The 22431-nt window shown below is 62.7% G+C and carries 15 protein-coding genes; 6 read left to right on the forward strand and 9 right to left on the reverse strand.

Translation table 11 applies throughout. The annotated features are described in order from the left end of the window. The first annotated feature begins 3 nt into the window (after window positions 1-3). Window positions 4-912 carry a glycosyltransferase family protein gene (locus AMC88_RS23435; RefSeq protein WP_010024367.1) on the forward strand — a complete coding sequence of 303 codons (909 nt, stop codon included), beginning with the start codon at window positions 4-6 and terminating at the stop codon, window positions 910-912. Between the two features lie 149 nt (window positions 913-1061). Here the strand turns inward: AMC88_RS23435 and pbpC are convergent, their stop codons facing one another. Then, window positions 1062-3143, reverse strand: a complete 2082-nt coding sequence (gene pbpC, locus AMC88_RS23440) for a penicillin-binding protein 1C (RefSeq protein WP_064826132.1) — start codon at window positions 3141-3143, stop codon at window positions 1062-1064. After that, window positions 3140-8611 carry an alpha-2-macroglobulin family protein gene (locus AMC88_RS23445; RefSeq protein WP_064826133.1) on the reverse strand — a complete coding sequence of 1824 codons (5472 nt, stop codon included), beginning with the start codon at window positions 8609-8611 and terminating at the stop codon, window positions 3140-3142. Before AMC88_RS23445 ends, pbpC begins: the two co-directional genes overlap by 4 nt. 208 nt (window positions 8612-8819) lie before the next feature. Here AMC88_RS23445 and msrA point away from each other — a divergent pair, with 208 nt between their 5' ends. After that, window positions 8820-9524, forward strand: coding sequence for a peptide-methionine (S)-S-oxide reductase MsrA (msrA, locus tag AMC88_RS23450; protein ID WP_041683957.1), 705 nt, complete (start codon window positions 8820-8822; stop codon window positions 9522-9524). Between the two features lie 8 nt (window positions 9525-9532). Here msrA and AMC88_RS23455 read toward each other — a convergent pair whose 3' ends face one another. Next, complete coding sequence (locus tag AMC88_RS23455; protein WP_081277767.1) at window positions 9533-10054, reverse strand: L,D-transpeptidase family protein; 522 nt, start codon at window positions 10052-10054, stop codon at window positions 9533-9535. A gap of 285 nt (window positions 10055-10339) precedes the next feature. Between AMC88_RS23455 and AMC88_RS23460 the strand changes: the two genes are divergently transcribed. Beyond that, a complete protein-coding gene (locus AMC88_RS23460; protein WP_004673023.1) occupies window positions 10340-10780 on the forward strand; it encodes a response regulator in 441 nt (146 codons plus the stop codon). Here AMC88_RS23460 and AMC88_RS23465 read toward each other — a convergent pair whose 3' ends face one another. Next, window positions 10781-11521, reverse strand: coding sequence for a TetR/AcrR family transcriptional regulator (locus tag AMC88_RS23465; protein WP_041683959.1), 741 nt, complete (start codon window positions 11519-11521; stop codon window positions 10781-10783). It abuts the gene before it with no gap. A 282-nt stretch (window positions 11522-11803) separates the two neighbouring features. Between AMC88_RS23465 and AMC88_RS23470 the strand changes: the two genes are divergently transcribed. Together AMC88_RS23470 and AMC88_RS23475 are read left to right on the forward strand one after the other, a co-directional pair. Further along, window positions 11804-13003, forward strand: a complete 1200-nt coding sequence (locus tag AMC88_RS23470; RefSeq protein WP_012490410.1) for a multidrug effflux MFS transporter — start codon at window positions 11804-11806, stop codon at window positions 13001-13003. A 138-nt stretch (window positions 13004-13141) separates the two neighbouring features. Then, the gene (locus tag AMC88_RS23475) at window positions 13142-14434 is read left to right on the forward strand and encodes an MFS transporter (RefSeq protein ID WP_012490411.1); all 1293 of its coding nucleotides are present in this window, start codon (window positions 13142-13144) and stop codon (window positions 14432-14434) included. Between the two features lie 10 nt (window positions 14435-14444). Here AMC88_RS23475 and AMC88_RS23480 read toward each other — a convergent pair whose 3' ends face one another. The 5 genes from AMC88_RS23480 to AMC88_RS23500 form a co-directional block, all read right to left on the reverse strand. Then, on the reverse strand, window positions 14445-15482 hold the full coding sequence (locus AMC88_RS23480; RefSeq protein ID WP_012490412.1) for a LacI family DNA-binding transcriptional regulator: 1038 nt from the start codon (window positions 15480-15482) through the stop codon (window positions 14445-14447). 85 nt (window positions 15483-15567) lie between these two features. Beyond that, window positions 15568-16608 (reverse strand): LacI family DNA-binding transcriptional regulator, encoded by a 1041-nt coding sequence (locus tag AMC88_RS23485; protein ID WP_064826134.1) that lies wholly within the window; start codon window positions 16606-16608, stop codon window positions 15568-15570. Window positions 16609-16911: 303 nt separating this feature from the next. Further along, a complete protein-coding gene (locus AMC88_RS23490; protein ID WP_064826135.1) occupies window positions 16912-17226 on the reverse strand; it encodes a hypothetical protein in 315 nt (104 codons plus the stop codon). Between the two features lie 111 nt (window positions 17227-17337). Beyond that, window positions 17338-19236, reverse strand: a complete 1899-nt coding sequence (locus tag AMC88_RS23495; protein ID WP_064826136.1) for an ABC transporter ATP-binding protein — start codon at window positions 19234-19236, stop codon at window positions 17338-17340. A 258-nt stretch (window positions 19237-19494) separates the two neighbouring features. After that, window positions 19495-21303, reverse strand: coding sequence for an ABC transporter ATP-binding protein (locus AMC88_RS23500; RefSeq protein ID WP_064826293.1), 1809 nt, complete (start codon window positions 21301-21303; stop codon window positions 19495-19497). A gap of 276 nt (window positions 21304-21579) precedes the next feature. Here AMC88_RS23500 and AMC88_RS23505 point away from each other — a divergent pair, with 276 nt between their 5' ends. Beyond that, on the forward strand, window positions 21580-22197 hold the full coding sequence (locus AMC88_RS23505; protein WP_010014552.1) for a flavodoxin family protein: 618 nt from the start codon (window positions 21580-21582) through the stop codon (window positions 22195-22197). Window positions 22198-22431: the final 234 nt, after the last annotated feature.

The following is a 22431-nucleotide window of genomic DNA, read 5'->3' on the forward strand; positions in this document are numbered from 1 at the left end:
TTAGTGAAAATGTTTGCTTACAGTAAAGTTCCCAATTTTGGGGACGCGCTGAACTATTGGCTTTGGCCAAAGCTTTTGCCGATTGATTTTTTCGACGACGATAAAACAACGTTGTTTTTGGGAATTGGGTCTATATTGTATGACAACCATCCCGCCAGCGCAGAGAAAATAGTTTTTGGGGCAGGTTATGCCGGGTATTCGGCGCCTCCAACTATTGATGAGACATGGAAGGTCTACTTCGTGCGCGGCAAGGATACCGCCGCAGCATTGAATCTGTCTGAAGATACAGCGATTGGTGACTCGGGTATTCTGATAAGAGCTGTCGAGCTTCCACAATATGAAAAGCGTTTCCGCGTTTCCTTTATGCCGCATTACGAAAGCGCCACGTTTGGCAGCTGGCAAAAAATCTGTAAAAGGCTAGGTATCAATTTCATCGATCCACGATGGGATGTGGATACTGTGCTGGAGCAAATGTTGTCTTCAGAGCTCTTGGTTTCCGAAGCCATGCACGGCGCTATCATCGCAGATGCCTTGCGGGTGCCGTGGAAAGCCATATTGCCGCACGATCCAAACCACAGGAAGAAATGGAACGACTGGGCGAGTGTGCTCGATCTCAGTATCGATTTCCAGCATCTCGGGCCATCCAACCTTCTGGAATGGTTAATGAGCTTCTTTTGGAAAAAGCGGCGTTTCGTCTATGCCCTGCGTAAGTACAAGAACAGGTTTTTCAGGTTTGGTTTCGGATTGCCATTGATCACCGCCACCAGCGCGTTGAAAGCGGCTAGCCAAGCCAAGGGGCAATTGAGCTCAGATGCCAGTATTGAGCTTGTGACACGTCGTATGCTCGTCGAACTTGATCGATTGACGATGGATTTCACTCCGGCCGTTCTCTCCAAGAGCGGGACGCTTTGATTTAGCCAGTGCCAAGGCGGTCGGCAAATGTCGTTAATTTGTCACCATTCTAAAGAGCGTTGCATCAGATTTTATTCATGCAACGCGCTTTAGCTCTTTTTTCTGCATGTCGTTGTCCCGGAACCGCTGTGCCTTCCGGGCGACGTGCGCTAGTCGATGAAGACGCCGACGCTCGCTGCTCGTCCGGCCGAATCGATGACGGTCAGCTTCGAATAGCCGCCGCCATCGGGCTGCCATTGCTGAGTGCGCCGGCGCGAGAGGTCGGGCAGCGGCTTGCCGTTGGCCAGCCAGCGGAAGGGCGCGCGGCCGCCCTGCAGCTTCAGCATCAACGGCGACAGATCGCCGCCTTTTGCGCCGAGATCGATATGGGCGCCTTCGGGCGGATAGACGATCTGCGGCGCGGGTTCGCGCCCGGAGGCGACGAGCAGGCCGCTGGCATTCAGCGCAAAACGCCGCTGGCTGATTGGCAGCTCCGATTGGGCGATGCGCACGGCCCCGGCCGGGGGCCGCGGCAAGGGCGTCGTGGCGATGCCTGATTTGGCGAATGCTTCGAACAGGATGGGTGCTGCGGTGCCGTAGCCGGTCAAGCCGGGCACGGCGCTGTTGTCGGGCCGCCCGACCCAGACGCCGAGCACATAACGTCCGTCATACCCGACCGACCAGGCGTCGCGATAGCCGTAGCTCGTGCCGGTCTTGTAGGCGATGCCGCGCTGGGGCGCGCCGGCGGGAGGGATGACGCCGGAGAGAATATCGGCGACGTTCCAGACCGCGACCGCCTCGAGCATCGGTTCACCGTCGAGCTTGCCAGGGGTGCCGGTGATGCCATCGCCGAGCCTTGCCGGCCGGCCGCGATCGGCGAGCGCCGTGTAGAGCTGCACCAGATCCTTGAGCGTGATGCCGACGCCGCCAAGACCGATCGCCAGTCCCGGCGTCTCGTTCGGCGGCAGGGCCGGGCGCACGTCGGCGCGGCGGAAGCGCACCAGCAGCCGCGATGGCCCGACGGCGTCGAGCAGCTTGACGGCCGGTACGTTCAGCGACAGCTGCAACGCCTCGCGCACCGTGACGTCGCCCTGGTAACTCATGTCGAAATTGCGCGGCCGGTAGCCGAAGAAGTCGGCCGGCCGGTCCTCGATGATCGTCTCCTGGGAAACAAGGCCCTGTTCGAAGGCGAGCCCGTAGATGAAGGGCTTCAGCGTCGAGCCGGGCGAGCGGTTGACGCGCGTCATATCGATCCAGCCGGAGCGGCTGGCGTCGAAATAATCGGCCGAGCCGACCTCGCCGACGATCGCGCCGGTCTCAGCATCGGCCATGACCATGGCGAGCGACAGCTTCGGTCCGAGCTTCATCGCCGCGGCCCGGGCGACCGCTTCCAGCCCTTGCTGCACCTGCTTCCTCAAGGTCGTCTGATGCTTGAGCACATCAGGTTCCTTGCGAAGCGCCGCTTCCGCGACATGGGCGGCCAGTGCCGGCAGCTGCATGCGCCGCATGGGGACGGCAACCGCCTCGGCCCGCTCTGCTTCGCCGGCGCCGACCGCCTCGGCCACCGCGGCGCGATCGAGCACCCGCTTGCGCGCCTCTTGCGCCGCCTGGAGATTGCGGTCCGGCCGGCGCCGTTCCGGCAATTGCGGCAGGGCGACGAGCAGCGCGGCTTCGGCGACCATCAGGCGGCGCGGCTCCTTGCCGAAATAGGCGAGACTTGCGGCGCGCACGCCTTCCAGATTGCCGCCAAAGGGCGCATGGGTGAGATAGAGATCGAGAATCTCTTCCTTGGACAGCCGCCGTTCGATCTGCACGGCGCGGACCAGCTGCAGGAGTTTTGCCGAAAACGACCGTTCCGCGCGCGGCTCGATCAGCCGCGCCACCTGCATCGACAGCGTCGAGGCGCCGGAGACGATGCGGCCATTGCGGACGAATTGCAGGCTGGCCCGCCCGAGGGCCCAGGCATCGACGCCGCCGTGATCGTAGAAACGCTGATCCTCATAGGCAACAAGCATGCGCAGGAATTGCGGATCGACATCGGCGACCGTCGTCTTCAGCCGCCAGCGGCCTTCACCGGTCGCGAAGGCGCGCAGCAACTGCCCGTCGGCATCCAGCACCTCCGGCGAAACCATGCCCGCTTTGTCGAGCGGCGGCGGAAAGGCCTTGTCGGCGGCGTCGAGCGCAAGCAGAGCCGCGCCGGCAACAACGATGCCGGCGGCGGATCCGATCGCAAACTTGCGCCACAGCCTCATTGTTGCGCTGCCACGACCTCCATCTTGCCGGTCGCCGTGCGGGCCGAAAGCTCGGGTCGATACATGTCTTCGACGCTTGCGGCCGGATGGTCGTAGGTGCCGGGAGTGACGGCGCGCACGACATAGGCGACGTTGAATTCGCGTTCGTCGCCCGGCGCGCGGTTGAAGGCAGCGACGAAACGATCGTAACGGAATTCGGTATGGGCGGCGGAGATTTCGCCGATCCAGTCGAAGTTCGTCATCTGGGCGCTGTCGACGAGGTTCGGATTGTCGATCTCGAAACCGGCCGGCAGCAGATCGGTGATGACGATGCGCGATTGCCAGTCGTTGGTCTCGCGCACATGGATGACGACGACATAGCGTTCGTTCTGCTGCGCCTCGCTGACATTCGCCTCTTCGCCGTCGAGCGTGTAATAGCTGCGCTCGATGAGGAAGCCGTCGCCGCCGGCCGGCAGCGGCACGGTCGGAGCGGCAACGGTGGTGACGACAGCCGAGACCGCATCGTTGGTCTGGTTGGTCAAGGTCAGCGGATGGTCGGCGAGCGCCTCGCCGGTCATCCGGGCCATGTAGGCGCCGGTGTGCGGCGCGCCATTGACGTCGACCTTCAGGCCGTCATCACCGCCCTGGATGGCGCGGGCGGCAAGCAGCATCCAGCTTTCTTCCTGGGTGCTCTTGTATTTGCTGCGGCCCCATTCCTTGGCGACGGCCTTGGCAAGATCCGGGATGACAGGCGGAACCGGCCGGCTTTCGGCGGCAAGCGCCAAGATCGCCGCGCCGTCGCGCAGGATCGTGCCGTAATCGGTACGCGACAGGTTCACGCGCGACACCATCGACTGCTGCGACATCTGCAGCGCGTCGACGAAAATGTTCTTCGAGCGCTGGGCGTCGCCGTAGAGCGCCAGTGCGGCGGCGATATGCGCCTTGGCGAGCGGCGTCGGGAAGTCGTTGATCATCGTATCGGCGTAATAACGCAGATCGCTGATCGCCGCCTTCTTGTTGCGGGCAAGCACATAGATGGCATAGGCGATCTGGTCGCCCTGGCCCTTGATGTCGGTGGTGTAGGAGAGCGTATTCTGCAGGTTTTCGAGTGCCTGCACGAAGGCCCGTTCCGGCACGTCATATTTCATTTCGCGGGCTCGCGTCAGGAAATCGGTGACGTAGGAATCGAGCCAGACGTCGCCTGAATCCGGCCCCCAGAGGCCGAAGCTGCCGGCCGAGGCCTGGTAGGAGAGTACCCGGTAGATCGCGTCCTGCACGCGCTTGTGCACGTCGTCGTCGTTTTCGATGCCGGCCTGCTTCGCCACTTCGGCGAAGTAGAGCAGCGGCAGCGCCCGGCTGGTGGTCTGCTCGGCGCAGCCGAAGGGATAGCGGTCGAGCGTCATCAGCAGCGCCGGAATGTCGAAGGCGGCCGAACGGGTGACGTTGACGCTGATGGCGGCCCCGGGCAGCACGCTGTCGGCCAAGAGGTTCTTGTCGACGGTGAGCTTGGCCCCCGGCTTCAGCGCCAGCACCCTGCGCTGGGTGATCGGCAGGGATGACGGGCGTACCGGCACGTCGACGGTCTGGTCGAGCGACAGGCCGGAGGCATCGGAGAGGTTGATCGAGACGCTGCCGGGGCCCGGCTGTTTGCCGATCAGCGAAAGCGTCAGCTCCGTCTTTGCGCCGGCCTCGAGGCGGATCGTCTGCGCGGCCGAGGCTTGCTCGATACCGACCGCCTCATTGCCGGTCAGCTGCAGTTTGAAGTCGCCGGCCGGCGCATCGGTATTGGCGATGTCGAGGCGCAGATTGGCCTTGTCGCCGGGGGCGAGGAATTTCGGCAGGCTGGCCGTGACGACGACAGGGTCGCGGATGATGACATCCTTGACGCCGTGGCCGACGCCGCTCTTCGACCAGGCGACTGCCATGACGCGGGCCGTGCCGTTGAATTGCGGAATGTCGAAGGAGACGTTGGCCTTGCCTTCGGCGTCGAGCTTCACCGGACCGGAGAAGAAGGCGACGAGCTTCTGTGTCGGCGGGCTGGCTTGCAGCGCAATGGCGCCGCCGTCGCCGCCGGTCCTGAGCTTGCCGGTCGCCCCCAGCGAACCGTCGATCAGGCGGCCATAGAGGTCACGGATTTCAAGGCCGAGCTGGCGCTGACCGAAATACCAATCCTCAGGATTGGGCGGTTCGTAGCGCGTCAGGTTGAGAATGCCGACATCGACGGCGGCTACCGTGACATAGGCATCCTCATTGGCGCCCGCACCGGCCACCTGCAGGCCGATGTTCAACGGTCCGCGCGGCAGCATCTTTTCCGGCGTGTCGAGCTTGACCTGCAGCGCACGCTGTTCGGGATCGACCTTCAGCCATTTGATGCCGATCGAGCGCATCGGCATGTGGCTGTCCTGCGCGTCGCCGGGGCGGAAGAGTGTCGCGGTCACATAGGCGCCGGCGCCCCAGTCCGCGGTGACCGGAATGTCGACCTCGCCGCCGGTCTCGCCGATCGCGGCATTCTGTACGGCGACGAGCTTTTCGGTTCCGGCCGTTACCATCAGCTCGCCGCCGTAGCGCGAGGTGACCTTCAGCTTGGCCGTCTCACCGATCTTGTAGCTGTCCTTGTCGAGGGCGATTTCCAGGCCGTCGGGCGTTTCGGTCGACGTCGAAGTGACGAACCAGCCGGCGTCGAATTCGACGCTCGAGGTCGCACCGTCGGCATCCGGGCTTTCCACTTCGAGACGATAGCGGCCCCATTTCACCGGCACCGAAATCTTGCCGCCGTCCATCGTCGCGTCGACGCTGCCGTTGGCGACCTGCTCGGCGGTATAGACTGGCTCGTATTTCCACGCCGTTCCCTCGCGATACCATTGGTATTCGCGGTTGAGGCTGTAGAATTTCCAGCGCAGGCCCTTGGTCTCCTGCTTCTTGCCGTCGGCATCGACGCCGATCACCGTGAAGTTGGCGATCGAATTCTCGGGCAGCTCGTCGGAAAATTCCGGCTTGATGCCGATCGTCGCCCGCTCGCTCTTGACCGGAATGACAAGCGAGCGCTCGATGGCGCGTCCGCCTGCTTCCTGCATTCTCACATAGACGGTGGCGTTGAGCAGCTGCGTCGTTGCCGGCAGGTCGACGACGGTCAGATCGGTCGTAGCTTCGCCGTTCTCGTCGAGCACCGGCAGATCGTCGATCGGCAGGCGGGAATCTTCGTTCGCTTCTTCGTCGGCGAGCCCGAACATGAAGCCCTTATAGGCGGCGCTCTCACGCGTCGGCTTGACGACGACGTCGCCCTCGAGCGTCAGCCCGGCGGCCGGAGCGCCGTAGAGATACTTGCCCGAAATGGTGATATGCGCCGGCGTATCCGGGCCGATTTCCTTCGCCTCGGTCTTGATCTCCATGTCGGTGCGATCGGGCACAAAATCATCGACGAGGAAACTCTTGCTGGCGATCGCGCTGCCCTTCGGATCGGTATAGATGTTCATCGTCCAGGTGCCGCGCATGGCGTTTTCCTGGGTTGCGAAATCGACGGAATAACCGCCGAGATTGCTGGTCTGGCTGACGATCCGCCGGTCTTCGACGCCGTCCGGGCGGCTGAAGATGAAGGTGAGCGGCAGGTTCTCGATGGCATTGCCGTCGGTGTCGCGGGCAAGCGCCTGGGCATGCACCGTCTCGCCGGCGCGGTAGATGCCGCGTTCGGTGAATGTCAGAACGTCGATCGCGCCGGGTGCGGCGCGGCCGGTGACACCACGGTCGGAGAGGTCGAAGCCGGCCCGGGTCATGTCGAGGAAAACATAGTCCGACGTGCCGTTTTTGGCAGCGATGACGGCGGGGGTCAGCGCCGCCGTGCCGCGGATCAGGCCGGCAGTGAAGGTGGCGCGGCCGTTTTCGTCGGTCGTCGCGGTGCCGAGCACTTCATTGTTCTTGGCAAGCAGCTGCAGCTCGACGCCAGCCATCGGCTTGGCCGAGGCAAGCGAGCGGGCAAAGACGTTGAGCCCGTCGGTGCCGGCATAGGTGGTGATGCCGATATCGGAGACGAGGAACCATTGCGTCGCCTGCGAATCCCACTCCTGTGCCGGGGCGTTCGGCGCCGTCGCGGTCAGCACGTAGATGCCGGGCTTGCGCTCCGGCAGCGCCTCGTCGACCGGGAAGCTGGTGACAATGTCCTTGTTGAGGTCGTTGGCGATGTCGATCGAGCCCTGCCAGACCAGTTCGCCGTTCTGATCCTCGATGTTCTGGGCGCTGTAGCCGTCGAGCTGGCTGAGGAACTGCGAGTTGGTCAACAGCGGTGCGATGGCGCGATCGCCGATGCGGTAGAGCTTGAGATTGGCCGAGGCCAGGTTGACCGAGACGATGGGAATGCCGCGGCGCGCGGTCGAGGGCAGCACGAAGCTGTCGCCGGTAAACCGCACCATCTGGCTGCGGTCCTTGATATAGACGTCGATGGTAACGGGCTCTTCGAGCGCCTCGTCGACCGAGGACGGCAGGCCGGTGCGGAAGGCGATCTTATAGGTCTCGCCATGCGTCAGCCCCTCGACGCAGATCTGCTTGTCCTTGGTTTCCAGCGCCTTGGGTGCGGCGCCGTTCAGCGTCACGAAGGGCGTGTAATCGGTGGTCTTGATCAGCGCTTCGGAGAAGGTGACGCAAGCCCGTGGCGTGGCGCTGTCGGCGTCGACAGTGTGTTCGGTGATGCGGAAGCCCTGAGTCGCTCTCAGCTGCACATAGGCGGTCTGCACCTCGTCGGAGGCAACCAGCGCCAGGCTCGCCTTGTAGGCATAGAGCGCCGGGCGGTAATTGGCGTTTCGTTCCAGCGCGGTGGCGAGCACGGACAGCGCCTCGGCGCGCTTTGCCTTGGTGCGCGTCAGCTCGTAGCCGTTCAGCGCGTCGAGCACGGCCTGGCCGGTGACGCTGCTTTCGGTGCTGCCGTAGGAAATGGCCGCACGTGCGGTTTCGAGCCAGAGATCGGCATCGCCGGGGGTGATCGACAGCGCGCCGTGGAAGGCTGTCAGCGCGTCCGTCAGATTGTTGGCGGTCATGTCGAGACGGGCGCTGGCCGTCAGGCTGTCGACGCTCTGGCCCTGCTGGGCGTCGGTCAGCGCCAGATTGTCCCTGAAGTCGTGGGCCTGCTGGATCAGGTCGTTGGTCAGGAAGGTCAGGCGCGGCGGCGCGCCGATATCCGGCTCCTTCTGGGCGGCCGTTTCGACGATCTTGCCGGCGATGGCGCCGGGGAAGGCGTTCATCGTCTTGAAATCGGATTTCAGGAAGCACCATTTCACCTTGGGATTGTAGGTGAAGGCCTTGCAGCTCTTGTCGCCGATGCAGGAGGTCTTGCACTGATCGAGCGAGACGTTCTGCTCGGTGCGAAGGTCGAAGCCGAAGAAATCGGCGTCCTTGATCGTCTGGATGTCACGCTTGGTTTCCGCAGCGGCGGCTGGAAAACTGGCGGCGATCATGGATAAAAATGCAATGCTGGCGAAAGCAAAGAACGAGCGCACGGACATAGGTTCCCCCCAAGGATACAGGCGATGCTGGCTCTGACCGGCCGCACTCTCCTCACTCCTCACGAGATTGTCAACTCAACTTGAGGGTTGTTTCAACTTCGCACAGGCGCTTTCTTCTGGCTGTCACATCAGCGTGAGCAACCGGTTTGTGATTTGCAGCTTTTGCAAGGGTGAGCAAGGATTTGGCCGACCCTCTGGAGGTAGCCCGATGTCCATGTCTTCCAACGGCCGGCGCCTCGCCGCGTTCCTTGCCGTCGCGGCTTTCTTGCTCGGTGCGGATGTAACTGTCGCTGCCGAAGAGGCGGTCGTCATCCCGCCGCCTGATGTCGACGAGGCTGCCGGCTCCGGCACCGAGACCGCCATTTTCGCCGGCGGCTGCTTCTGGGGCGTCCAGGGCGTGTTCCAGCATGTGAAGGGCGTCGAAAGCGCCGTCTCCGGTTATGCCGGCGGCACGGCCAAGACGGCGCAGTACGAAACCGTCAGCACCGGCTCGACAGGTCACGCCGAAGCCGTCGAGGTGAAGTTCGATCCGAAACAGGTCAGCTACGGCAGGTTGTTGCAGATCTTCTTCTCGGTGGCGCACAATCCGACGCAGCTGAATTACCAGGGACCGGACCGGGGCACGCAATATCGCTCGGTGCTGTTCGTCTCCCATCCGCAGCAGCGCAAGGTCGCCGAGCGCTATATTGACCAGCTCGACAAGGCGCATGCCTTTCCGCGGCCGATCGTCACCAAAGTGTCCGATGCCGACGGCTTCTATCCTGCCGAAGCCTATCATCAGGACTTCCTGACGCTCAACCCGACCTATCCCTACATCGTCTATAACGACCTGCCGAAGATCGAGAGCCTGAAGTCGCTGTTTCCCGCCGACTACCGCAGCCAGCCGGTGCTCGTCGGCAAGACCAAGGGCTGATCGGCGGGTCAGGGCATGATGTCGATGGGTGTGTGGTCGGGGACGCGAGCCCAGATATCGCGCATTTCCGCATTGGTGACAGCGATACAGCCATCGGTCCAATCCCACAGCCGATGGGCTTTTCCGAGCAGGCCCCAGCCATTGGGCAGCCCGTGGATCATGATATTGCCGCCTGCCGGAAAGCCGTTCACTTCAGCCGCCCGCTGCTCTTCCGGCTTCGGATACGAAATATGCAGGCTCAGATGCGCCGTCGATTTCGCATTGCGCCAGTCTATTTCATAGCGGCCTTCCGGCGTCTTCTCGTCGCCTTCGCGTTGTTTCGGGCCTGCATTGGCACCACTGCCCAGAGAAATTTCATAGGCCGCGATGGGAGCGTCGCCTTTAAGGAGAACCATGCGGCGTTCGGATTTATAGACGCGAATGAGGTCGGCGCTTTGTTCCATCGGCGCGGCCGGGGGCGGTGAGCCCGAGCCGACCCTGGCCATCACCTTGGTGTAGACGAAAAGGCTGACGGCCGCGATGGCCAACACGATAATCCTGTTTCTCAAGTCGCCCCTCAGTCCTCAAGCCAATGAATAATCATATCGTGTCATCGCGCCCTCAACTAGAGGTGCGCGCTCAAGATCGGCCATAGTTTTCCTGCCCTGCCAGCGCGCCTAGGAATTCATTAACGTTAACAATATCTTAAATCACAAAAATCGCGTTCCACCGCGGAACATATTGTCAAGTTCGCCGTTACGACAATGAGTTTCGGCAGGCACAGCTGCAGAAGCGGATCCTTCTTTCGAAGTATGTGCGTAACAAGGGGACGTATCATGGCCACCAATGTCGTGCGGCGCTGGCAGCGAGATGATCTCATCAAACAGCGCGTATTGATCGTCGAGGATGAATTCCTCATCGCCCTCGATCTCGGCGCGACGGTGGAAGGCATGGGCATGCAGGTCGTCGGCCTGGCGAATGATCGCGAACAGGCGCTGCGGCTGGCACCGTCGGCCGATATCGCCTTCGTCGACGTCAATCTCGCCGATGGGCCGACCGGGCCCGATCTCGGCAGGCGGCTGGCGCAAGAGCATGGCATCGCCGTCGTCTTCATGACCGGCAATCCAGAGACTGTCGCCGACGGCGTCAAGGGCGCAGTCGGCGTCGTTCAGAAGCCGGTCATGCCCTCGGTTGTCGAACAGCTGGTCAAATATCTTGCCGCGCGCCGCGTCGGAATGTTCGCGGTCGTGCCGGCGCAGATGACGGTTTTCGCCTGATCAGCCGGATAGGGCTGCCAGTTGCGGCTGGGCGCCGGCCTTATCCGCCGCCGGTCGGCCATAGGCTCTGAGAAAGGTACGAACGGCATTGCGGGCCGCCTTTTCCAGTTCCGCGTCGCTCGGCGTTCCCCCGAAAAGGGTCATCATCTGCAGGTCGGCATTGCCGAGCGCGACGAACTGCCGGGCGGCGAGGTCGAAATCGTCGATGACGAGCGCTCCTTTTTGCGCCAGCCGTGCGAGAAGCGCGGAAAGCGCGGTCGTCAGCTTGCCGGGCCCGTGCTGGCGCCAGCTTTCGAAGAGATGCGGATAGCGCTCACCCTCCATCTGCACCAGCTTGCGCAGGAATTTTCCGTCATGGTTGCAGATGCAGTTCTTGTTGAGGCGGATGACAAAAGCCGTCAGGTCATCCTCCAGATTGTCGGCGTTATCAGGGAAGGCCGACAGCACGGAAAAGAGCATGGCGTTGGCGCGGTTCATGACGTCCTCGACGACGGCGACGAACAGCGTTTCCTTCTCGCGGTAGTGATTGTAGATCGTCTGGCGGGAGACACAGGCGACGGCGGCGATCTCGTCGATGCTGGCGGCGGCAAAACCCTGGCGGCAGAAAACGTCGGCGGCGGCATCGAGGATTGATATGCGCTTGGCACATTGCCCGCGCTGGCTATGCCCCGTCATCCGGACTCCCGGTGTCATGCGATCGTTCATGAGAGCGAAGATAAGACGTCTTGACGTCTTAGACAATGGCGTCTAGTTTTACATCAGTGTCCAAATTTATTGACACTCCTGGTTCGGCCGCTGAAGATATGAGCTCCCAACTTCGTCTTCGCGCGAACGATCATCATTGAACCCAGGGCATGATGCCGAAAAGTGCGCGGTTTTCGGGCGACATCATGCTCTAACTCCTTAATGTAGAACAGGATTCAGATTTCAGGTCGGTCGGCCTAAAATCATCCTGTTCTAGGAGCACTGCGGCGAACCGACGCTCCGGCGTCTTCGTTCGCGCTTTTATGAAAGATCACCATTATGACGGCTTCCTTCTTCCGCATTGCCCTCATTCTCGGCCTTTTATCGGCCATCGGTCCCTTTGCCATCGACATGTATCTGCCGGCGCTGCCTTCGATCGGCCAGGATCTGCATGCCGACAATAACGTCACCCAACTGACCCTTCTCGCCTTCTTCATCTCCTTTGCGCTCTCCCAGCTCGTCTATGGTCCGATCTCGGACATGTGGGGCCGCAAGCTGCCGCTCTATCTCGGTATCGGCCTCTTTGCTGTCGCCTCGATCGGCTGCGCGCTTTCGACCGATATCGAGACGCTGATCGCCTTCCGTTTCGTCCAGGGAATCGGCGGTGCTGCCGGCATGGTCATTCCGCGCGCCATCGTGCGCGACATGCATACCGGCGTTCAGGCGGCGCGGCTAATGTCGCTGCTGATGCTGGTCTTCTCGATCTCGCCGATCCTCGCGCCGCTGACCGGCAGCGCCGTCATCGAATTCTACGGCTGGCGCGGCGTGTTCTGGGCCGTGACAACGGCTGCCTTCATCGGCCTCATCCTGCTTGCCACCCAGCTTGACGAGACTCGCCCGGCCGCCGAGCGCCATGGCAGCGGTCTCGGGAGCGCCATGGCTGCCTACCGGCTGCTGCTGTCCGACCGCAATTTCCTGACGCTGACCTTCATCGGCGGCCTCGGCATTTCGAGCTTCCTCGTCTATCTCGCCAACTCGCCCTTCGTGCTGATCGAGCATTACGGGCTGACGCCGACGCAATACAGCTTCGCCTTCTCGATCAACGCCGTCTCCTTCTTTGCGGTGTCGCAGGCGACCGGCTGGCTCGGCGAGCGGTTCGGTCTGGTGCGCGTCATGCGGCTTGCCGTCAGCGCCTTTGCGCTGGCCATGGTCGTCATGGCGGTGGTGATGGCCGCAGGCTTCAACCAGCTGCCGGTCATGGCGAGCTTCCTGTTCATCGGTTACGGCTTCCTCGGCCTCGTCATTCCGACAAGCGCCGTGCTGGCGCTTGAGGATCACGGCGCCATCGCCGGCACCGCCTCGTCGCTAATGGGCACGCTTCACTTCGTCATCGCCGCCGTCGCCATGGTGATCTCGAGCCTGTTCTTCGACGGCACCGCCGTTCCCATGGCTGCCGGCATCGCCGTCTGCGCCTTCTTGGCCTTCGTGCTGACGCAGGCCACGATCGGCCGCCGCGCCGCGGTCGCCGCCGCCGAATGATCCGGACAGGCCGTAGCCGGTTGTCGGTTGCGGCCACCAATCAGGGTTGCGGCACCGGAGAAAATACCTCGCACAATTGAATATTGGTCGATAGCGCTATCTAGGCGTCTAACGACATTGTCATTGCGGAGAATATGCATGGTCGACGAGAAGCGGCTGATCTCGAAAATCACCTGGAAGCTGATGCCGTTTCTCGGCATCCTCTATCTCATCGCCTATATCGACCGGCAGAATGTCAGCTTCGCCAAGCTGCAGATGGTCGATGCGCTCGGGTTGAGCGAATATGCCTATGGTCTTGGCGCCTCGCTCTTCTTCATCGGCTATTTTCTCTTCGAGGTGCCGAGCAACCTCTTCCTCGACAGGCTCGGCGCCCGTGTCTGGTTCGCTCGCATCCTGGTCTCCTGGGGGCTCGTCACCATCGCGCTCGCCTTCACCCAGAACGCGGCTATGTTCTATATCCTGCGTTTCCTGCTCGGTGTGTGCGAAGCCGGCTTCTTTCCCGGCGTTCTCTATCTGCTGACGCTGTGGTTCCCCTCGGCCTATCGCGGCCGAATGGTCGGGCTGTTCATGATCTTCAGCGCCATCGCCAATGCCGTCGGCGCACCACTCGGCGGCGCGCTGCTCGATCTCGACGGCCTGTACGGCTTTGCCGGCTGGGAGTGGGTGTTCCTGGCGACCGGTATTCCCGCCGTCATCGCCGGCGTCGTCACCTTTTTCTATCTTCCCGGCCGGCCCGAAAACGCGAGCTTCCTCAGCAGCGAGGAGAAGCTCTGGCTCGAACGAAGGCTCGCTTCGGAAAATGCCGGCATGGACGAAAATGCCGGAAACGGCTTCAAGGCGCTCGTCGACCCGCGCGTTCTCTTGATGGCGCTCTGCTATATCGCCTTTCCGCTGTCCGCCTATGGGCTGAGCTACTGGCTGCCGACCATCGTCAAGGCTTTCGGCGTCAGCAACACGGTGAACGGCTTCCTCAACGTCATTCCCTGGCTGTTGGTCGCCGTCGCGCTCTATGCGGTTCCCGCCATGGCCGACAAGGCGCAATCGAAGACGCCCTATATCGTCATTCCGGCGTTCATCGGCGCCGCCTGCCTGCTGCTGTCGGCGCTGATCCCGAACCACACGCTGCAATTCGCCTTCCTCTGCGTCGCCGCCGCCGGTATCTTCGCCCCCCAGCCGGTGTTCTGGAGCCTGCCCTCGCGGTTCCTGAAAGGGGCGGGTGCGGCGGCCGGGCTTGCCGCCATCAATTCGGTCGGGAATCTCGGCGGCTTCGTCGCCCAGAACGTTGTGCCCTGGATCAAGGATGAAAGCGGCAGCACGATCGCGCCGATGTTCTTCCTCGCCGCCTGCCTTGCCGCCGGCGCCCTCTTGGTCTTCTTCGTGACGCGCCAGTTGTCAAGCCGCGAAGCTGCGGCGGCACCGAGCCGGGTCTGAGCGGTATGCTTCAAGCCGTCAGCGTGAAAGCGTCGCTTTCGCCCGGAACGAGCTCCATCGGCCAGATCCTGTTGCGGGCGCCCTGCGGATAATGATCGGCATAGGCGGGCATGGTGGCGAGCAGGGTTTCGCCGAGCTGGGCGCCGAGATCGCGCAGCGACATGCGGAAGGAGGTCAGCGACGGCTGCAGGAAATGTGTGCGCGGCTCTTCGCGGAAGCCGACGACGGCGAGATCGCGGCCGGGCACGATGCCGGCCTCGGCCAGCCTGCGGTAAAGCCCGATCGCCATCAGCTCGTGGATCAGGATGATCGCCGTCGGCCGGTCGTCGATCATCAGCAGTTCGTGGCCGGCCTGATAGCCGCCCTGTTCGCTCGATTTGACGCGGATGACCAGCGCCGGATCGAAGGCAAGGCCGTGGCGCTGCAGCGCCTGGCGGTAGCTGTCGAGGAAGATGTAGCCGAGATTGATGTCGGAGGAGGGGGCGGCCACCGCGATCCGCCGATGGCCCTTGGCGACCAGCCGCTCGACGCCGCGCGCTGCCACGCCTTCGAAATCGAGGTCCATCCAGGTATAGCTGCCGCCGGACGCGCTGCGGCCGAGCGCCACGAAGGGGATGCGGGCCTTTTCCAGAAGCTCGATGCGCCGGTCGGTGCGCCGTGTCGCCGAGATGATCAGCGCATCGACGAGGCGGCGCGCCACCATGCGCTTCAGATACTCATGCGGGTCCTCGTCGTCAGGGCAGGGCAGCATGACCAGATCGAGCTTGTGGCGGGAAAAGACGCTCTGCAGCCCGTCGGTGACGCCGAGGAAGAAGTCGTCGCTGTTTTCGACCGTCTCGCGGCTCACTTCCAGCATCAGCCCGATGACATTGGTCATGCCCTGGCGCAGGCTGCGGCCCGACTGGTTGGCGACGTAGCCAAGCTCTTCGGCGGCGGCGAGCACCCGCCGGCGCGTTTCTTCGTTGACGTCGGGCTTGCCATTCAGCGCACGGGACACGGTCCCAATCGAAATGTCGAGATGCTCGGCGAGCTGGCGGATTCCCTTCATGTCAGCCGATCTTCCTCCCCTGCGGCGCCGAGTCCTGGCCCTTCTTGCCACAGGATGACCTCTGCGAAAAGCCATGGGGGAGAGGTTACGGTCTGAAGCTTTGGCGAATGACGAGTTCGGGGATGACGCGTTCGTGGCCGGCAGGCGCGTCCGGATTTTCAAGCCGCCGCTCCATCAGCGCGACGGCGCGTTGCGCCATGGTCAGCGGATCCTGGCGGAAGGTGGTCAGCTGGTAGCTCAGCCAGGCGGATTCCGGCACGTCGTCGAAGCCGATGACGGCGACATCCTCGGGGATGCGCAGCCGCGCCTCCTGACGCACGACATCCATCAGGCCGAAGGCGATCTGGTCGTTGGCGCAGAAGACGGCGTCCGGCTTGATCGTCCCGGAGAAGAGCGCCCGCCCCGCGGTGACACCGCCGTCATAATCGGAATCGCCGCCGCGTTGGACGGTGACGGATGCGCCGAGCGATTCTGCCGTTGCAAGGAAGGCGGTTTCGCGCTCGAGGATAGACGGCGTGCCGGTGTTGGAACCGGCGACCGCCAGCCGCCGTCTGCCGCTGTCGTAAAAGGCCGTCGCCGCCTTGCGCGAAGCTTCAGAGTTGCCGACGCGCACATGGTCGGCATCGGGTTCCGAGCGGCCGATCACGACGAGCGGCTGGCCGTTTCGCTGTGCGAGCTCGAGGAAACTCGCCGGCGGCGAGCCGGACAGGATGATGATCGCCTCGGCGCGATGACCGATCAGCATTTTCTGAGCGGCGAGCAGCTCGTCTTCCGTCTGACCGGTGTTGATGAGGATCGGAATGCTGCCGCGGCGGATCAGCGATTTGGCAAGAGCTGCGGCGAGATGCGCGCGAAAACCCACTTCGGGGCGGGTGGCGACGATGCCGACGAGGCGGCTCTGATTGGCAAGCACGCCGCGGGCGAGATCATTGACGTGGTAGCCGAGTTCGTCAGCTGCCCGCAGCACCCTTTCGCGCGTGGCAGGCGCAACGCTTGCGCCCGGCGTGAAGCTGCGCGAGACGGCCGAGCGCGAAACGCCCGCCAGTTGCGCGACCTGCTCGGCGCTGACGAAGCGCATGCGTTCTTTTTTCGGCGCTTTGCCGTCGTTTACGGGACCATCATTCATCGGCTCTCAGCTATTGCTCGTCTCTGACAGGCAGATGACAGGCTGCGGGGCGGGGGGATTTTTTGCGAAGGTATTGTCGTCAGGATGACCGCCGATTCGCGCCAAAGGCTGCCCCTCACCCTAACCCAACCGGGGGTCGAGCCGCTGGTCTCGACCCCGGTTGGTGGCGGCAGCCGGATGAGCGGCGGCTCTCCTGGTCGGCATGCCGTTGATATGACCTAAAAAAACCGAGGCTGCGGAACGCAGCCTCGGCTGAGGGTCGAGCGGCGCTGACGAATTCAGCACCACTTCAAAGCTTCAGATCTACTCGCAGACCCGCACGGTTTCGGCGTGGTAGCCGCCGTCATAACGATTGCGGACGTCGCGGTCCTCATACCAGCATCTCGGTTCGACATAGCGGGGGCTCTCGACATAACGAGGGCCTTCATCGACGTAGCGAGGGCCGCCGCCGTTGACGAGTGCGCCGCCGATCAGGCCGCCGACGACGCCTGCGGCTACACCGCCGGCGATAATGCGGCCGGTATTGTTGTGGTGGTGATGGTCACGCGCGGCAGCGGGCTGAATAGCCGATCCAACAAGGGCCGTCGCGATCAACAGGCTGCTGATAATTCTCATCATAATATTCTCCTCAGTGGTACCGGCCCCCGATTAAAAGGGAAATGCGGCAGCAAGGCGTTGGTTCGTTCAATCTTTGCAACATGAGTTAATGCATGTCATCCGCCTTTAGTCTTAGGTCGCCGATTGCGTCGCCGTCGTCTCCTCCAGCACATCTTCGGGAATATCGTCGAACGAGGCGTAGTTGAGGTTATAGAGCCTGGAGTAGAGCTTGCCGTTTTTCATCAGCTGCCGATGGTCGCCGCTTTCGATGATCTCGCCGTTCTGCAGCACGATGATGCGGTCGGCCTCGCGGATCGTTGCCAGGCGATGGGCGATGACCAGGCCGGTGCGATTCTCTAGCAGCTTCACCAGCGCCTTCTGGATCAGCATTTCGGTATAGCTGTCGATATTCGCCGTCGCCTCGTCGAGCACGAGGATCTTGGCGTCGGCCACCAGCGCGCGGGCGAAGCTCAGGAGCTGGCGCTGGCCGAGCGAAAGATTGCCGCCGCGCTCGCCAAGAATGCTGTCGTAGCCGTAAGGCAGGCGCATGATGAAATCATGGGCGCCGACGGCCTTGGCGGCCTCGATCACCTGTTCGCGCGTCGCCTCCAGCTTGTGGTAGCGGATGTTTTCGAAGACGGTGCCGGTGAACAGGAAGGGCTCCTGCAGCACCATGGCGATCTGCGCACCGAGCGAATCCTGCGTCAGCGCACGCACATCGTGGCCGCCGACCAGCACCTGGCCCTGCTGCACGTCGTAGAAGCGGTGGATCAGCGACATGCAGCTCGATTTTCCGGACCCCGTCGGCCCGACCAGCGCCACCGTCTCACCGGGATTGACCTTGAAGCTCACATGTTTCAGCACCGGATGTTTCGGATTGTAGCCGAAGACGACATCCTTGAATTCCACCGAACCGTCCATGTCGCGCGACAGGGTCTTGGCGTCGGGCGCGTCCTTGATGTCGACGGGCACGTCGAGCACCTCGGTCAGCCGCTGGCCGGACGCCATGGCGCGCTGCATCACCGAATATTGCAGCGTCAGCGACCGGATCGGGTCGAAGAAGCGCTGGATGTAGAACAGGAAGGCGACGAGCACGCCGACATCGAGCGCCTGGTTGAGAACGCGGGCGCCGCCGACGACGATGACAAGCGCCATCGCCACACCCGTCAGGCTGTCGACGATCGGCACCATCACCTGGGCATAACGCGCCGCAGTGAGGTGCGTGCTGAGATTGGCATGCGCCTTGTCGTCGTAGAGCGTGAAGTTGACGCCCTGCCTGTCCATGCTCTGGACGGCGCGCACACCATGGATCGCTTCGGCGAGTGCGCCGTTCGCCACCGAATTGGTCTCATGCGCAGCCATGAAGGATTTGCGGGCGAGCGGCAGCCAGAACAGCCGGACCACGAACAGCACCGGCAGCACCGCAAGCGTCAGCAGGCCCAGCTTGAAATCGAGATAGAGCATGACGAAAACGATGCCGAAGAGCAGCACGATATCGCCGACCGAGAGAACCGAGGTTTCGAGGAATTCCTGCATCGAATTGACGTCGCCTTGCAGGCGCGACATCAGCCGCCCCACTTCGGTCTTGTCCATGAAGGAGAGCGAGACGCGCTGGAGATGCGAGAACATCGCCTTGCGGATGTCGAAGAGCACCTCTTCGGCGACGTTGCCGACCAGCGTCTCCTGGGCATAACTTGCCGCATAATTGATAAGGATGGCGATGGCGAAGGCGGCGATCGCCGAGATCAGCGCCGGAGGATTGCCGCCCGGCGACATGCCGTGGTCGATGGCGTAACGGATGATCAGCGGGATCAGCAATTGCATCGTCGTGAAGGTCAGGACGGCGACGACCGCCCAGAGGACTTGGGTGCGGTAGGGGTGAACGAATGCCCAGATGCGCTTGACGATGTTGCCGTCGAAGGCCTTGCCGAACATTTCCTCCTCGATGCGATGCGAACCGACCACTGCCCGCGGCGGGCGGCGGCCGTCCTCGCGAACGTCGGGACGCTCGGTTTCCAGTTCCTCGGCCATCACAATCTCCCTAGTACCACGGCCTTTGTTGTGGTTTGGCCGGCCGCTGACCGCGGAAAGCCTCAATCCGCAGCGAGTGGCTGTGGAGGAATAACCTCTCCTCCCCTCATTCCTGTGCTCGTCACAGGAATCCAGCCACCGCGCGTCTGCGCGGTGAATGACACTTAAAACGGTTTCCCGCGCCAAGGACTTGGCGCACTGGATCCCTGTGACGAGCACAGGGATGAGGGAGCAAGAGGAAACGCCACCACCCAGGCATCAAGCACTCAACACCTCGTCGCCCGGCCGGACCTGCAGGTCGTAGAGCGCCTTGTAGCGCCCGCCGAGCGAAAGCAGCGCCTGATGCGTACCGCGCTCGACGATCCTTCCGTCTTCGGCGAACAGGATCTGGTCGGCATGCATCAGCGAGCTCAGGCGGTGGGCGACGATGATCGTCACCCGGTCGGCGGCATAACGGCGCATGGCGCTGCGGATGCGCTGTTCGGTGGCGGCATCGATCGCCGCCGTCGAATCGTCGAACACCATCACCGCCGGCTTCAGCATCAGCGCGCGGGCAATCGAAAGACGCTGCCGCTGACCGCCGGACAGCGATACGCCGCGCTCGCCGACGACGGTGCCGTAGCCGGTGGGCAGGCCGAGCACGTAATTGTGCAGCTGGGCGCTTTCGCTGGCGCGTTCGATGCGGCTTTCCTTTGCCCACGGGTCGCCATAGGCGATGTTGTTTTCGATCGTTGTCGTGAACAGGAAGGAATCCTGCTGCACGACGGCAACGGCGCGGCGCAGCGATTGCAGCGTCGCCTTGCGGATATCTTGACCATCGATGGTGATCTTGCCGCCGCTGACGTCGTAGAAGCGCGGGATCAGATGGGCGATCGTCGACTTGCCGCTGCCGGGCGGGCCGACGATGCCGATTGTCTGGCCGCGCCGGGCTTCGAACGAGACATCGTGGAGCACGGTGCGCTTTTCCGAGCCGGGATAGGCGAAGCTGACATTCTCGAAACGCAGCACGCCCTCCGATACCGCCAATTCTTTGGCATCCGGCGCATCCTTGATCGCGATGTCGAGGTCGAGCAGGTTGAAGAGCCGCGAGCCGCAGGTGGAGGCGCGGGCAAAGGCATTGACCATCAGGCCGAGCTGGCGCACCGGCATCTGCAGGATGGTCATGAAGGTCAGGAACGAGGCGAGCGTGCCGACGGTGATCTCGCCGGACATGACCTTGCCGCCGCCGATCCAGAGCACGAGGCCCATCGCCGCGAAGAAGGAGAAGGTCATGGCGCTGGTATTGACCACGCGGATGCCGACCCGCTGATGCGCCAGCGCCAGCGCGTTCTTCGAGGCCGCCTCGAATTTCGACAGTTCATGCTCCTGGGCGGCAAAGGCGCGCACGACGCGGATGCCGCCGAGATTCTCCTCCATGATCCGGGTCAGCACCGACAGCCGCTCCTGCAGGTCGAGCCAGGTGGCGCGCAATCTCAGCTGCGTCACCGAGGAGCGCCAGCCGACGAAAGGCACGAAAGAGAGCGCGAGAAGGCCGAGCACGACATCGGTCGACAGCAGCATGTAGGCGCCGATGCCGATCAGGATCGTGAGCAGGATCATGCGCACCAGCGCGGTGGAAAAATACATGCGCACGCCTTCGAGATCGAGCATGCCGACGGTGATCAGATCGCCGGAATGCACCGTATCGTGAAAGCTGAAGGACAGGCGCTGGATTTTTTCGTAGCAGGCCAGGCGCAGCTCGTAGCCCATATGGTGGCCGACGGATTCGCTGAAATAGTTCTGCACCATGGTGAAGAGGCCGCGCAACACGCTGGCGCCGAGCAGCAGCAGCGCCGTGGTCAAGAGCGCGTCCTGTGCCGCCTGGCCCGCCGTCCCGCCGCCCATCGCCATCTGGGTGTGGTCGACGGCCTGGCCGAGAAGGCGGGGGATCATCAGCTGGAAGGTCGAGGCGATGAGCGTGGCGCCGATCGCAAAACCCGCCTGCCAGGGGTGGCGGAAGGCCATCACGGTGATGCGCACCAGTGTAAAGAGGCCTCGGCCCCAGCCTGCCGCAGTTGCAAGCGCCATCGAAGCCGAAGGCTTCGTCGCGCGTGTTAACGCATCGCTGCTCACGGTATTTTTTCCAATAGATGTGTGCTCGGACGCTGGCCCGAAAAGACGGCAAATCCATGAAAGGATTGATAGCACCGTCAGTTTTGCCGATTCCAATTGGCGGTTCAAGTAAAGAATTCACCAACTGGTTATTTTTGCGTGAGGCCGCCTCGCCTCAGCCGCGGGAACAATCGGCGCGCGGGTGGGTTGCAGCGGGCAGACCCGTCGGGCAACCGTTACCGGAGAGATACGATGCCGCTGAAAGCCGTTGCTCTCAACGCCACGCTGAAGACCAGCGACGCCAAGGACCCGTCGTCGACCGACCGGATGATCGGTCTCATCGACAAGGCGTTGTCCGAATATGACGTTGTAACCGAAGTGCTCCGCCTTGCCGATTTCAACATCAAGCCGGGCGTCACGTCGGACGAGGGCGCCGGCGACGACTGGCCCGATATTCGCGCCAAGCTATTGAACGCCGATATCCTGCTGCTGGCGACGCCGATCTGGCTCGGCCAGCCGTCCAGCCTCTGCAAGCGGGCGCTGGAGCGCATGGACGCCTTCCTTGAGGAAACGGACGATCAGGGCCGCATGGTCTCCTATGGCAGGGTCGCGGCCGTTGCCGTCGTCGGCAACGAGGACGGTGCCCATCACGTTTCGGCCGAACTTTACCAAGCGCTGAACGATGTCGGCTTCACCATTCCAGCCAATGCCGTCGCCTATTGGGTTGGAGAGGCGATGGGCTCCACCAATTTCGTCGATCTCGGCAAGGTGCCGAAAGTCGTCACGAAAGCCGTCGACATGCTGGCGCGCAATACGGCGCATCTGGCGGGTCTTCTGAAGGCGAAGCAATATCCGGGCGAGGGAAGCTGAGATCGCATTGTCCTTGGGTCTTCATATTTTCTGCAAATTCAATAGCTTGCGACAAGCGACAACAAAACCCTTGCCAGACACGCCATTTGGCGCTTTCATACACGACCAGTTTGATAGACTATCGCGAAGGTGACTGTTCCCCTCGTTCCGGGTTCGCCCGATCGGACCCGATGCTGCGGCAACTGACGTCAATGGCCGCATGACCCTCATCAACGCGTGACCCGATGCTCATGC

The organism is Rhizobium phaseoli, assembly GCF_001664385.1.
In the GTDB taxonomy this organism is placed as follows: Bacteria; Pseudomonadota; Alphaproteobacteria; order Rhizobiales; family Rhizobiaceae; genus Rhizobium; species Rhizobium phaseoli.